The sequence below is a fragment of the Mycobacterium sp. D16Q13 genome (assembly GCF_002013375.1).
In the GTDB taxonomy this organism is placed as follows: Bacteria; Actinomycetota; Actinomycetes; order Mycobacteriales; family Mycobacteriaceae; genus Mycobacterium.
In genome coordinates this window covers 53,077-65,807 of the sequence record NZ_MAEW01000022.1, presented here as the reverse complement: position 1 = coordinate 65,807, position 12,731 = coordinate 53,077, and the positions used below count along the sequence as shown (strand labels likewise).

The 12,731-nt window shown below is 64.2% G+C and carries 13 protein-coding genes; 10 read left to right on the top strand and 3 right to left on the bottom strand.

All coding sequences use genetic code 11. From position 1 onward, the window contains the following. Positions 1–1,233 (top strand): cytochrome P450, encoded by a 1,233-nt coding sequence (locus tag B4400_RS21600; RefSeq protein ID WP_078312733.1) that lies wholly within the window; start codon positions 1–3, stop codon positions 1,231–1,233. A gap of 77 nt (positions 1,234–1,310) precedes the next feature. On the opposite strand, the gene B4400_RS21595 is transcribed toward B4400_RS21600, so the two are convergent. Beyond that, positions 1,311–1,937, bottom strand: a complete 627-nt coding sequence (locus B4400_RS21595) for a hypothetical protein (protein WP_078312734.1) — start codon at positions 1,935–1,937, stop codon at positions 1,311–1,313. An 18-nt stretch (positions 1,938–1,955) separates the two neighbouring features. On the opposite strand from B4400_RS21595, the gene B4400_RS21590 reads away from it, so the two are divergent. Genes B4400_RS21590 through B4400_RS21580 form a run of 3 tightly spaced genes read left to right on the top strand, consistent with a single transcriptional unit; the run spans position 1,956 to position 5,801 of the window. Continuing rightward, the gene (locus B4400_RS21590; protein ID WP_078312735.1) at positions 1,956–2,849 is read left to right on the top strand and encodes a phosphoribosylaminoimidazolesuccinocarboxamide synthase; all 894 of its coding nucleotides are present in this window, start codon (positions 1,956–1,958) and stop codon (positions 2,847–2,849) included. Then, entirely contained in the window at positions 2,846–4,987 is a 2,142-nt protein-coding gene (locus tag B4400_RS21585; RefSeq protein ID WP_078312736.1) for a S9 family peptidase, read from the top strand. Before B4400_RS21590 ends, B4400_RS21585 begins: the two co-directional genes overlap by 4 nt. Then, positions 4,980–5,801 carry an SDR family oxidoreductase gene (locus tag B4400_RS21580; protein WP_078312737.1) on the top strand — a complete coding sequence of 274 codons (822 nt, stop codon included), beginning with the start codon at positions 4,980–4,982 and terminating at the stop codon, positions 5,799–5,801. The genes B4400_RS21585 and B4400_RS21580 overlap by 8 nt, the downstream gene beginning before the upstream one ends. Here the strand turns inward: B4400_RS21580 and B4400_RS21575 are convergent. Further along, positions 5,794–7,197: a sugar porter family MFS transporter gene (locus B4400_RS21575; RefSeq protein WP_078312738.1), complete on the bottom strand. Its 1,404-nt coding sequence runs from the start codon at positions 7,195–7,197 to the stop codon at positions 5,794–5,796. The two genes, B4400_RS21580 and B4400_RS21575, sit on opposite strands and share 8 nt — an antisense overlap. Positions 7,198–7,264: 67 nt before the next feature. Between B4400_RS21575 and B4400_RS21570 the strand changes: the two genes are divergently transcribed. The 4 genes from B4400_RS21570 (at position 7,265) to B4400_RS21555 (ending at position 10,858) form a co-directional block, all read left to right on the top strand. Next, positions 7,265–7,765: a glutathione peroxidase gene (locus B4400_RS21570; protein WP_078312739.1), complete on the top strand. Its 501-nt coding sequence runs from the start codon at positions 7,265–7,267 to the stop codon at positions 7,763–7,765. 98 nt (positions 7,766–7,863) lie between these two features. Beyond that, a complete protein-coding gene (locus B4400_RS21565) occupies positions 7,864–8,568 on the top strand; it encodes a DUF2334 domain-containing protein (RefSeq protein ID WP_078312740.1) in 705 nt (234 codons plus the stop codon). Positions 8,569–8,930: 362 nt separating this feature from the next. Beyond that, positions 8,931–9,170: a hypothetical protein gene (locus B4400_RS24505; protein ID WP_139360414.1), complete on the top strand. Its 240-nt coding sequence runs from the start codon at positions 8,931–8,933 to the stop codon at positions 9,168–9,170. A 29-nt stretch (positions 9,171–9,199) separates the two neighbouring features. Next, entirely contained in the window at positions 9,200–10,858 is a 1,659-nt protein-coding gene (locus tag B4400_RS21555; protein WP_078312742.1) for an FAD-binding dehydrogenase, read from the top strand. An 88-nt stretch (positions 10,859–10,946) separates the two neighbouring features. Here the strand turns inward: B4400_RS21555 and B4400_RS21550 are convergent, their stop codons facing one another. Then, positions 10,947–11,585: an MBL fold metallo-hydrolase gene (locus tag B4400_RS21550; protein ID WP_078312743.1), complete on the bottom strand. Its 639-nt coding sequence runs from the start codon at positions 11,583–11,585 to the stop codon at positions 10,947–10,949. Positions 11,586–11,636: 51 nt separating this feature from the next. Here B4400_RS21550 and purS point away from each other — a divergent pair, with 51 nt between their 5' ends. Both purS and purQ read left to right on the top strand, forming a co-directional pair. Continuing rightward, positions 11,637–11,876 carry a phosphoribosylformylglycinamidine synthase subunit PurS gene (gene purS / locus B4400_RS21545; RefSeq protein ID WP_078303532.1) on the top strand — a complete coding sequence of 80 codons (240 nt, stop codon included), beginning with the start codon at positions 11,637–11,639 and terminating at the stop codon, positions 11,874–11,876. Further along, complete coding sequence (gene purQ, locus B4400_RS21540; protein ID WP_078312744.1) at positions 11,873–12,547, top strand: phosphoribosylformylglycinamidine synthase subunit PurQ; 675 nt, start codon at positions 11,873–11,875, stop codon at positions 12,545–12,547. Before purS ends, purQ begins: the two co-directional genes overlap by 4 nt. Positions 12,548–12,731: the final 184 nt, after the last annotated feature.

Here is a 12,731-nt window from a genome sequence, read left to right as displayed (position 1 = left end):
ATGGGCGGCGCGGCTCTCGATGGGGTGGACCTGACCGACCTGGACAACTTCGCCGGTGGATTCCCGCACGCCCTGTTCGCGAGGCATCGGCGCGAGGCGCCGGTGTACTGGCATGAACCCACCGAGAACACCCCTGATAACGAGGGTTTCTGGTCGGTGGCCACGTACGCGGAAACCTTTGAGGTGCTGCGTGATCCGGTGGTGTACTCGTCGGTGACCGGGGGCGATCGCCCGTACGGAGGCACCCTGATACAGGACCTGCCGATCGCCGGGCAGGTGCTCAACATGATGGACGATCCGCGACACCGCCAGATCCGCAAGTTGGTGAGCTCCGGTCTGACCCCACGCATGATTCAGCGAGTCGAGGACGACCTGCGGGTACGGTGCCGGACGTTGTTGGACGCGGTCGAGCCGTCCACGCCCATCGACTTCCTTGTCGATATCGCCGCAGAGTTGCCCATGCAGATGATCTGCATCCTGCTGGGAGTGCCGGAGTCTGATCGGCATTGGCTGTTCGAGGCCGTGGAGCCCAGTTTCGACTTCGGTAAGTCGCGGCGCTCACAGGTCACCAGCTCGTTGGGTGATCCGAGCTCCGGTATGTACCAATACGGTTCGGAGCTGGTCGCGTTGAAGCGCGCGGCACCCGCCGATGACATGTTGTCGGTTGTGGTCAATGCGACGGTCGACGATCCGGAGGCGCCGTCGCTGTCGGATGCCGAGCTGTACCTGTTCTTCTACCTGCTGTTCAGCGCCGGTGCCGAGACAACGCGCAATGCCATCGCCGGTGGTCTGTTGGCGCTGCTGGACCACCCCGATGAGTTCCGCTCCCTGCGTGAGGATCTTGGCCTGCTGCCGACGGCGATCGAGGAGATGCTGCGCTGGACCTCGCCGTCGCCGTCCAAGCGTAGGACGGCGACCGCCGATGCCACGCTGAGCGGACAGGAGATCGCCGCGGGCCAGAAGGTGGTGGTCTGGGAGGGTTCGGCGAATCGGGATGCGCTGGTGTTCGACCGGCCGGATGCCTTCGACATCACACGCAAACCCAATCCCCACTTGGGTTTCGGACAGGGTGTGCATTTCTGTCTGGGGGCACATCTGGCGCGTTTGGAGCTGCGGGTGGTGTTCGAGGAGCTGCTGCCGCGTTTCGCGTCGTTGCGGCTGACCGAGCCGGTCGAATGGACACGCAGTAACCGGCACACCGGCATCCGCCATCTGATCGTCACGGCCTCCTAAGGCGCCGACACGCCGCGTTCTGTTGCGAACAGCGGCGTGCCGTCACAAAACACGGCGTGTCGGCAAGGAGGGGGCGCTTAGGAGGCGCGCCATTCCTTGGGGGTGCTGATGCCCGCGGCCTTCAATTCGATGGCGGCCAGGCCGCGTATCGACGCGGTGTCCTGGGCGCGCCACGCGGCCACGGGATCAGCGGTGACCACCGCCAGCTTCTTCAGCGGCCGGTTGGCCAGGGCCCGCAGGGCCAGCAGTTGTTCACCGGCCGGGGTGCCCGCGAGTTGTACGGCCACCAGCTTGCGGCGAAAGAACCTGATCCGCAAAAAGATCCACGGCCCCGCGAAGGCGAGGATGGGCGGCGCGGCGACGGCGATCGCCAAAACGACCGCCAACCAGGTCGCCGTGGTGTCCAGGTTGTGGCCCGCCCCCGCCAGATCGGCGGCCGCCTCGCTGGCCGCGCGCAGCGGTCCACCTACCTTGTCGCCCACCAACGGAATTCTGTGTGCACTGTCGCCAGCGGAGTTCAGGTTGTCGGAAATGCCGTCGGCGCCGTCCTTCACCTGCCGGCCTACCTTGGCGATCGTCGCCACCGCGGCGTGCACAGCAAGCCCGACGAACACCCAGATCGTGGTCCAGATCGCGACCGCTACATCGCTGAATAGCTGGCCGAGCAACCGTCCCGGTCGGGTCGAGTAGGGCAGGAATCGCATGAATCGTAGGATGGCACGATGCGCCCTCCGCTGTCCGATTACCAGCATGTGGCCAGCGGAAAGGTCCGTGAGCTGTACCGAGTCGACGACGAGCACCTGCTGTTCGTCGCCACCGACCGTATTTCCGCATTCGATTTCATCCTGGATACGCCGATACCCGACAAGGGGCGCATCCTCACGGCGATGAGCGTGTTCTTCTTCGGGCTGCTGACCGTGCCGAATCATTTGGCCGGCCCGCCCGACGATCCGCGCATCCCCGAGGAGGTGCTGGGCCGGGCACTGCTGGTGCGACGGCTCGACATGCTTCCCGTGGAGTGTGTGGCGCGCGGATACCTGACCGGATCCGGGCTGCTGGATTATCAGCGCACCGGCGCGGTGTGCGGCCACGTGCTGCCGCAGGGTCTAGGTGAAGCCAGTCGGCTGGATCCGCCGTTGTTCACTCCGGCGACGAAGGCCGACATCGGCGAGCACGATATGAATGTCGACTTCGCCGCGGTGGTGGACCTTGTCGGCGGGGTGCGCGCCAACCAACTGCGCGATGAGACCATCAAGATCTACACCCGGGCGGCGGCGCACGCCCTGCACAAGGGAATCATTCTTGCCGACACCAAGTTCGAATTCGGCGTTGATGTCGAAGGCACCCTGGTGCTGGCCGACGAGGTGTTCACTCCGGACTCGTCCCGGTACTGGGATGCCGCCAATTATCGGGCCGGTGCGGTGCAGGACAGCTTCGACAAGCAATTCGTGCGCAACTGGCTCACCGGGCCCGAATCGGGATGGGATCGCGCGTCGGATACCCCGCCGCCGCCCCTGCCGGAGGCGGTGGCCGTGGCCACGCGCGAGCGGTATATCGAGGCGTATGAACGCATTTCGGGGCTGAGCTTCGCTGATTGGATCGGCAAGTCGGCGTGAGCGGGCCCGTACGCCCGCCCACCGCGAATCGCATCGACACTCTCCGTGAGTACCACGGGGATACCTTCGTCGACCCCTACGAATGGCTGCGTGAGAAGGAAAGTCCCGCCGTCGTCGCGCACCTGGAGGCCGAGAACGCCTACGTCGATGACCAGCTCGGACACTTGGAAGCGCTGCGCAACAGCATCTTCGGTGAGATCAAGTCCCGGACCAAGGAGACCGATCTCTCGATTCCCACGCGGATGGGGCAGTGGTGGTATTACGCCCGTAGCTTCGAAGGCAAGCAGTACGGCACGCATTGCCGTTGTCCGATAGGCGAATCCTCCGGGATTGAAAGCTGGGTACCGCCGGTACTAGATCACGATGTTCCGGGAGAACAGATCCTGCTCGACGGGAATGTGGAAGCGGAGGGTCACGACTTCTTCTCCCTCGGCGCCGCGACCGTCAGCCCGGACGGGAACACTCTGGCCTACTCGGTCGACGTTGTCGGCCACGAGATGTACACCCTGCGGTTCAAAGATCTGCGGACCGGCGAGATGTACCCGGACGAAATCACCGACATCGGTGCGGGCGCCACCTGGGCGATGGACAGCCGCACCTTGTACTACCCCGTGATCGATGAAGCGTTCCGGCCCTATGCCATTCGCCGGTACACGCTGGGCAGTGGTGCAGAACCTGTCGAAGTCTTCTCCGAGCCGGACGAGCGTTTCTGGATCGGGGTGGGTCGCACCCGCAGCGATCGCTTCGTTGCCATCAGTGTGCACTCGTCGGTAACCTCCGAGATCTTGATCGGTGACGCCCACGATCCGGCCGCGACCTTCTCGCCAATCTGGCTGCGTCGCACCGGTGTCGAATACACCGTCGATCACATCGTGGTCGACGGTGAGGATCGGCTCTTGATCCTGCACAACGACGGCGCCGTGAACTTCGCTCTCGCGGACCTGCCGTTCGCCGCCGTTGCCGACGGCCCGGTTGATCCGGCGCTGGCACGCACCCTGATCGCCCATCGCGAGGATGTGCGGCTGGACGGTGTGGAAGCCTTCGCCGAGCGGTTTGTGGTCGGCTATCGACGAGAGGCGTTGCCGCGCATCCAGGTATGGCCTATCAGTGCCGCCGGATACAGCGCACCGCAGGAGGTCGAGTTCGACTCGGAGCTCATGCTGTCCGGGTTGGGCGACAATCCCGAATGGAACTCGCCGCTGCTGCGTGTCGGTTGTACGTCCTTCATCACACCGACTCGGGTCTACGACCTCGACGTTCACACCGGGGAACGCACCCTGCTCAAGGAACAACCCGTCCTCGGCGGCTACCGCCGGGACGACTATGTGGAACGCCGCGAATGGGCGCTCGCCGAGGACGGCACCCGGATACCGCTGTCGGTGGTCCACCGCAAGGACACCTCCGAACCGGCGGCGACCCTCCTCTACGGGTATGGCGCATATGAGATGTGCGAAGACCCGCAGTTCAGCATCGGACGACTCTCGCTACTGGACAGGGGAGTGGTGTTCGTCATCGCCCATGTGCGCGGCGGCGGCGAGATGGGCCGCCTCTGGTACGAGGACGGCAAGATGTTGTACAAGAAACACAGCTTCACCGACTTCATCGCGGCGGCAAGGCATCTCGTTGACGCCGGGATTGCGTTGCCCGATAGGCTCGCAGCCTGGGGAGGTAGCGCGGGTGGCCTGTTGGTGGGTGCCGCGGTGAACCTGGCGCCGGACTTGTTCGCCGGGGTGCTGGCACAGGTGCCCTTTGTGGACCCCGTCACCACCATCTGCGATCCGTCGCTGCCGCTTACCGTCACAGAGTGGGATGAATGGGGAAATCCCCTGGAAGACAAGGACGTCTACGACTACATCAAGTCGTACTCGCCCTACGAGAACATCCGTGCCACCGCGTACCCAACCATTCTCGCGATGACCTCTCTGCATGATTCTCGAGTGCTGTATGTGGAACCCGCCAAATGGGTTGCCGAGCTGCGACATACGACTACCGGTGATCGCCCCATCCTGATGCGTACCGAGATGACGGCCGGGCACGGCGGCATCAGCGGGCGTTATGAGCGCTGGAAGGAAACCGCATTCCAGCTGGCCTGGCTGCTCGATGTTCTTGGGGTCACGGAGGAGACGTCGGATGTCTGACGAGGTTGTCGTCGTCACTGGTGCCGGTGGGATGGGCAAGGTCATCGCCCGCCGTCAGGGCATCGGAAAGACCCTGCTGATCGCCGACTACAACGAGGACGCGCTGCAGGCCGTCGTCGACGAACTGAAGGCCGATGGGCACAACGTCATTGGCCACCGCGTCGATGTCTCCTCGCGCGAGTCGGTCTCTGGGCTCGCCGCGGCCGCCGCGGCGCTGGGGCGAGTCACCCAGCTTGCGCACACCGCGGGTCTCTCGCCGGCGCAGGCTCCGGCACGGTCCATCCTCGCCGTCGATCTGGTCGGAGTGGCCCTGATTCTGGAGGAATTCGGCAAGATCGTTTCCTCGGGTGGTGCGGGCGTGGTGATCGCCAGCATGGCCGGTCACATGCCCATGGAGCTCTCCGCCGAACAGGAGCGGGAGCTCGCGACTACCGGCGCCGAGGATCTCCTCGCGTTACCGTACGTCCAGAGCGTTGAGTATCCCGCAGTGGCGTACCAGTTATCCAAGCGCGCCAACCACATTCGCGTTCGATCCGTAGCCAGGCAGTGGGGTGCACGCGGGGCTCGCATCAACTCGATCAGCCCTGGGGTGGTGTCCACCAAGATGGGACATCAGGAGCTCGCCTCGGAGACCGGCGCCATCACGAAGGCCATGATCGACGGGTCGGCGAGCGGCCGGATCGGCGCGTCCGACGATATCGCCGCGGCTACGGCATTCCTGCTCGGGCCCGAGTCGTCGTACATCACCGGGACCGATCTGTTGGTCGACGGGGGAGTCATCGCCGCGGTGCGTTCCGGTCAGCTGTTCAGCTGATCACCGAATCCATATCCTCCAGCGTTCGGCCCTTGGTCTCCTTCACCCAGCGCGCCACGAACAGGAAGGACAGCACCGCGCAGATCGCGTAGAACCCGTAGGCGATTCCCAGCGCGTCACGTAGCGCGGGGAAGGTGACGGTGACCAGCCAGTTGGCGGCCCAGTTCCCCGCCGTCGCCACTCCCATGGCCGCGGCCCGGATCCTGTTGGGGAAGATCTCCCCGAGCAGCACCCAGACCACCGGGCCCCAGGACATTCCGAATGCCACGACAAACAGATTCGCGGCGACCAGGGCAACGGGTCCTGCGACGGGGCCCAGGTGCGGTTTCCCGTCCACGATGGAGGCCGTACTGAAGACGATCGACATGGTGCTGAGTGTCAGGGCCATTCCGGCCGAACCAATGAGCAACAGGGGTTTGCGGCCCACCCGGTCGATCAGGGCAATGGCCACCAGCGTGGTGGCGATATTCGTGATCGAGGTGATGACGGTGATCGTGAACGACGAAGTCTCGCCGAACCCGACGGCCTGCCACAGCACATTCGAGTAGTAGAAGATTACGTTGATGCCGACCAACTGCTGAAACACCGCCAGCGCCACGCCCACCCACACGATGGCGTACAAACCGCCGGTGGGCCTGCGCAGATCACGCCACGAGGGCGCGATGCTCTGATCGAGTGTCTCTTGTATCCGGGTGATCGTGATGTCCAGGTTCTTCTCTCCGAGCAACCTCGTCAACACCGTGCGTGCCTCGGGAATTCGGTGGGTGGCAACGAGATAACGTGGCGACTCGGGGATGGTGAACGCCAGTGCGCCGTAGATGAGCGCCGGTAGTGCCATCGCGAGGAACATCCACCGCCACGCCGGCAGACCCAACCACAGTTCACTGCGCGCGCCGCCGGCCAGATGTGCCAACAGCCAATCGATGGTGAGGGACAAGAAGATTCCGCTGACAATCGCCAACTGCTGCAGAGAGCCCAACCGGCCGCGGATGTTCGACGGAGACGTTTCTGCGATGTACGCCGGTGCTATCAGCGAAGCGACGCCCACCCCTACCCCGCCGATTACGCGAAAGATGACAAGCAGCTCGATGTTCGTCGAGAGTCCGGCCCCGACCGCGCTCAGGAGGAAGAGGGCGGCCGCGATCTTCATGACCGCCACCCGCCCGATCCTGTCGGCGACGCGTCCGGCCGTCATAGCACCGAGCGCGGCCCCGAGGAGCGCGGCGGCGACCGCGAATCCCAGCTCGGCGTCCCGGATGGCGAACTCGTCCTGGATGGCCTGTACGGCACCGTTGATGACGGCGCTGTCGTACCCGAAGAGCAGTCCTCCCAACGCCGCCACCGACGCGATTCGCAGCGCACTGCGACCTGAGGAGAATTCGTTCTCCTCGCTCATATAACCTCCCGCAACGTTGCGTAATGTGCGAACAGTCAACCATCGCAACACCGGTAACGTAGTGAGCATGACCGATCTCGCCTCCATCCCGTTGACCGGACTCGACGGCTCCGCGCTGTCACTCGCCGATTTCGGCGACAACGCCGTGCTGGTGGTCAACGTCGCCTCCAAATGTGGTCTGACCCCGCAATACGCGGCTCTGGAGAAGTTGGCCACCGACTACGCCGACCGCGGCCTGACGGTGCTCGGGGTGCCCTGCAACCAGTTCATGGGCCAGGAACCCGGGACGGCGGAGGAGATCCAGACGTTCTGTTCCACCACATACGGAGTGACCTTCCCACTGTTGGAGAAGATCGATGTCAACGGTGAGAACCGGCATCCGCTGTACGCCGAGCTCACCAAGACGGTGGATTCCGAAGGTGCCGCTGGGGACGTGCAGTGGAACTTCGAGAAATTCTTGATCGCACGGGATGGTTCGGGATCCCTCCGGGCGGTCAACCGGTTTCGGCCGACGACGGTGCCGGATGCTCCCGAGGTGATCGCGGCCATCGAGAAGGAGCTGGGGTAGTCGCTCCGAGGCGGGCGCTTAAGCGTGCTGCTTGAGCGTTCGTTTCGATGCGGGGTGTCTGACACCTTGTGTACATCTGACGTTGCCACACTGGCGGCATGGCAGGACAGCTGCTGGTATCGGTATCGGGAATCTGCGATCGCACTCTCGACGAGATCGCTGTATTCACTGAGGAAATGGATAAGCGGTCGATTCCGCTGTCGTTCCTCGTGTCTCCTCGTTTGAAGGGCAAGTACCGCCTGGTGGAGGACCAGCCGACGGTTGACTGGCTGGCTGCCCGCCGGTCGCGGGGTGACGCCATCGTGCTGCATGGGTACGACCAGGCCGCGACGAAGAAGCGCCGCGACGAGTTCGCCGCGTTGCCCGCGCATGAGGCCAACCTGCGTCTGATGGCCGCTGACCGCGTGATGGAACAGACCGGGTTGCGTACACGTCTCTTTGCGGCACCGGGTTGGATGGCTTCTGCCGGAGCAATAGAGATGTTGCCGCGCAATGGTTTCCGTATGAACATCGGACTCTCTGAGATTACTGACTTGGTCCACGGCACCTCGGTGCGTGCTCGGGTGCTGGGTATCGGTGAGGGATTCCTTTCCGAGCCCTGGTGGTGCCGGATGTTGGTGTTGTCGGCGGCGCGCACTGCCCGCCGTGACGGGGTGGTGCGGGTCGCGATCTCGGCCAAGCATCTCCGGAAGCCCGGTCCGCGGCAGGCGATGATCGACGCCATCGATCTGTCACTGCTGCACGGTTCGGCGCCGAGTGTCTACGAGTGGTTGCCTAAGCAGGTACTGCACAGCGTGGCCTAGTTGGTACGGTTTGCTCCATGCTTCGTGCATGGGTCTGTGTGATTGCAGGTTCGCTGACCCTGCTGTCGTGTGGGAATGATCCCTCGCCTTCGTCGCGGACCACCTCACGTTCAACTGAAGTTTCGTCTGCTTCGTCGTCCGCGCCGCCTCGCTATGTGGATCTGACCGGGTACCACGAGGTTGGGATGAGGTATGACACCAATGGTTATCGCGAGGGTCAGGTCAAGGCCTACGCCGGTGGCTTCAGCACACCCGACGGGTTGCGTTGCCGTTTCGCTGCTTGGAACAGCGGTAAGGGTGGACCGCCCGGATTCGCGCGTTGTTGGGGAAGCATGCCAGGTGCACCAGCGTGGGCTCGGACCGTGAGTGCCACCAGTCGCGACGTCGGGCAGTTCCTGCGCGAGGAGTCAGAGCCCGAAGACCGCGAGTTTCGGCCGCTACCGCCAAAGTCGACGATTACCGTGCTGGCGTTCGAGGGAGACAATGTGTCCTGCGCCGTCGGCGATGCGGGTCTGACCGCATGTCGTCTCCACATCGGGACCACTGGTGGCCAATACGACCATGGCTTTGTGCTTTCACCGCAAGGAAGTTGGACCTTTTAATCGTCAATCGTCCCCGCTACGGTGAACCGGTGAGTGACGCGAGTACCGATGTCATCGTCGTGGGCGCAGGTCTTGCAGGATTGGTGGCGACCTGTGAATTGGTAGACCGCGGCAAGAATGTCGTCGTCGTCGAGCAGGAGAATGCCGCCAATCTGGGCGGGCAGGCCTATTGGTCCTTCGGTGGCCTGCTTTTCGTCAACAGTCCCGAACAGCGCCGCCTGGGGATCAAAGACTCCCACGAGCTGGCTCTGCAGGACTGGCTCGGTACTGCCGGGTTCGACCGCCCGGAGGACCATTGGCCTCGTCAATGGGCGCACGCGTATGTGGACTTTGCGGCGGGTGAGAAGCGAAGCTGGTTGCGCGCCAGGGGGTTGCAGATATTTCCCGTGGTGGCGTGGGCTGAGCGCGGCGGCAAGGACGCGCTCGGGCCCGGTAACTCGGTACCGCGATTTCACATCACCTGGGGTACTGGACCAGGTCTGGTGGAGATCTTCGCGCGGCGCGTGCTCGCCGCCGCCGACCGTGGTCAGGTGCGCATCGCATACCGGCACCAGGTCGGCGAACTGATCGTCGAACAGGGTGCCGCCGTGGGTGTGCGCGGCACCGTGCTGGAGCCCTCGACCGCCGCGCGAGGTATAGCTTCTTCGCGAATAGCTGTGGGAGAGTTTGAATTCCGTGCGCAGGCCGTCATCGTGACCAGCGGTGGTATCGGAGGTAACCACGATCTGGTCCGGGAGAACTGGCCCGAACGCATGGGGCGCGTTCCGTCCCAGCTGTTGACCGGGGTGCCCGCTCACGTCGACGGCCGCATGCTCGGGATTTCGGTCGATGCCGGCGCCCACCTGATCAACCGCGACCGCATGTGGCACTACACCGAGGGCATCACCAACTACAACCCGGTCTGGCCGGGCCACGGGATCCGCATCCTTCCGGGACCGTCATCACTCTGGCTGGACGCCAACGGATCTCGAATACCAGCGCCACTGTTTCCGGGATTCGACACCCTGGGCACATTGGAACACATCTGTCGCAGCGGACACGACTACTCGTGGTTCATCCTGAATGCGCGGATCATCGCCAAGGAGTTCGCACTGTCGGGGCAGGAACAGAACCCCGATCTCACGGGCAAAGATGTGCGCGGGGTATTGCGGCGCGGTAAGGCAGGTGCACCGGCGCCGGTGCAGGCCTTCATCGACAAGGGCATCGACTTTGTCAGTGCCTCGAACCTGCCCGACCTGGTCGCCAAGATGAACGCGCTGCCGGACGTCACACCGCTGGACTACGCAACCATCGCCCAGCAGGTCACGGCACGCGATCGTGAGGTGGCCAACCCGTTTGGCAAGGATCCGCAGATCGCCGCCATCCGTGCCGCACGTGCCTACCTCGCGGATCGGTTTACCCGGGTGGTGGCCCCGCACCGGCTCACCGATCCGAAGGCCGGCCCGCTGATCGCGGTGAAGTTGCACATCTTGACGCGAAAGACGTTGGGCGGTTTGGAGACCGACCTTGAATCGCGGGTTCTGCGCGCCGATGGAAGCTGCTTTGACGGCCTTTACGCGGCCGGTGAGGTTGCCGGATTCGGGGGCGGTGGTGTGCACGGATACCGCGCGTTGGAGGGCACGTTCCTGGGTGGCTGCATCTTCAGTGGACGTGCCGCGGGCCGGGGCGCCGCGGAGGACATCGGCTGACTCGCATCCTGTTGTCCGTCGACACTCCGCATTCTGCGAAAGTTACTCGCGAAACAGAACGAAACGCGGCGTGTCGGCGCCGGAGGGCCTAGAACAACACCGCGTCCTCGTGCGGCAGCACCTGGAAGTCGGCGTCAGACATCTCGCGAAATCGCGTGTAAAAGAACGGATATGCGGCCTCTTGCAGGATGCCCTGGTGAATGGGTACCGCCCGCGCCGGGTTCACCGCGCGCAGATACTCGATCGCCTCGGAGACCTTCATCCACGGCGCCGCGGCCGGTAGTGCCAGCACGTCGACCTCCTCGCCGGGTGTGAAGAGCGCATCGCCGGGATGCATGAGCCGCGCGGGATGGTCGCCGTCGCCGATCAGATACGAGGTGTTGTCGATGAGCGGGATCTCCGGATGGATGACCGCGTGCTGGCCACCTACCCCGCGCACACTCAGTTCCGCGACGGTGAAGCGATCGCCGGCATGCACCGCCTGCCACGGCTCGCCCAGCTGTGCCGCGGTCATCGGATCGGCGTAGAGCGCCGCCCCCGGGTTGGCGTCGACCAGCGCGGGCAGCCGCTCCAGATCCACGTGGTCGGGATGCTGGTGGGTGATCAGGATGGCCGACAGGCCGGTGATCCCCTCGAATCCGTGCGAGAAATTGCCCGGATCGAACAGCAGAGTGGTGCCGCCAAAATCGGCCAGCAGGCACGAATGCCCGAAGTGGGTCAGCTGCATGAGGGGGAGTCTAGGCGGGATGTGTCCCGGCCCACACGGTAAAGTCAGTCCGTGGCCCGAGTCGTCGTAAACGTCATGCCGAAACCCGTGATCCTGGACCCGCAGGGACAAGCCATTGTGGGCGCGCTCGCGCGCCTTGGCTATGCCGGCGTGGCAGACGTGCGCCAGGGCAAGCGCTTTGAGTTGGAGTTCGAGGGAGAGATCGGCGACTCCGATCTCGAGTCGATCGCCGAGGCGTTGCTCGCCAACACCGTCATCGAGGACTGGGAAATCGTGCGGGAGTCCGAGTGACCCCACGCATCGGTGTCATCACTTTCCCCGGCACCCTCGATGATGTCGACGCCGCTCGGGCGGCCCGGCTCTCCGGGGCCGAGGCCGTCTCGCTGTGGCACGACGATGCCGATCTGAAGTCCGTTGACGCGGTGATCGTGCCCGGCGGTTTCTCCTACGGTGACTATCTGCGCGCCGGGGCCATCGCGCGCTTTGCGCCCGTGATGCGCTCGGTGGTCGACGCGGCCGCACAAGGTCTGCCAATTCTGGGAATTTGCAATGGCTTCCAGGTGCTGTGCGAAGCCGGGCTGCTGCCCGGAGCATTGACCCGCAACGCCGGTCTGCACTTTGTATGCCGCGATGTCTGGCTGGGTGTCGACGCCAACAACACCGCATGGTCCTCCCGATATGAGCAGGGGGCCGACATCCTGGTGCCGCTCAAGTCCGGTGAAGGCCGCTATGTGGCCTCCGACGATGTGCTCGACGAGCTCGAAGGCGAGGGCCGGGTGGTTTTCCGCTACCGCGAGAACCCCAACGGGTCGATGCGCGATATCGCCGGGATTTCCTCGGCCAACGGCCGGGTGGTCGGGCTCATGCCGCACCCGGAGCACGCGACCGAGCCGCTGACCGGACCCAGCGACGATGGACTCGGCATTTTCTACTCGGCGCTCGACGCCGTGCTCACCGCGTAGATCCCAGTCTCCAGTAGGAATTTGCTGGTGATTCGGCATATCTGCCGAGTGCGCTAGCCCTATTCGTCGGCGGGGTATCACCGCCGACAGCCATTCTGGCCGACTGTTCGATAGCGGAAAGCAAAGTCGAATTCCGCTGCGGTGTGCGTCTAGGTCTGGGCTGTTATGCAGTTTGGCGATCTCC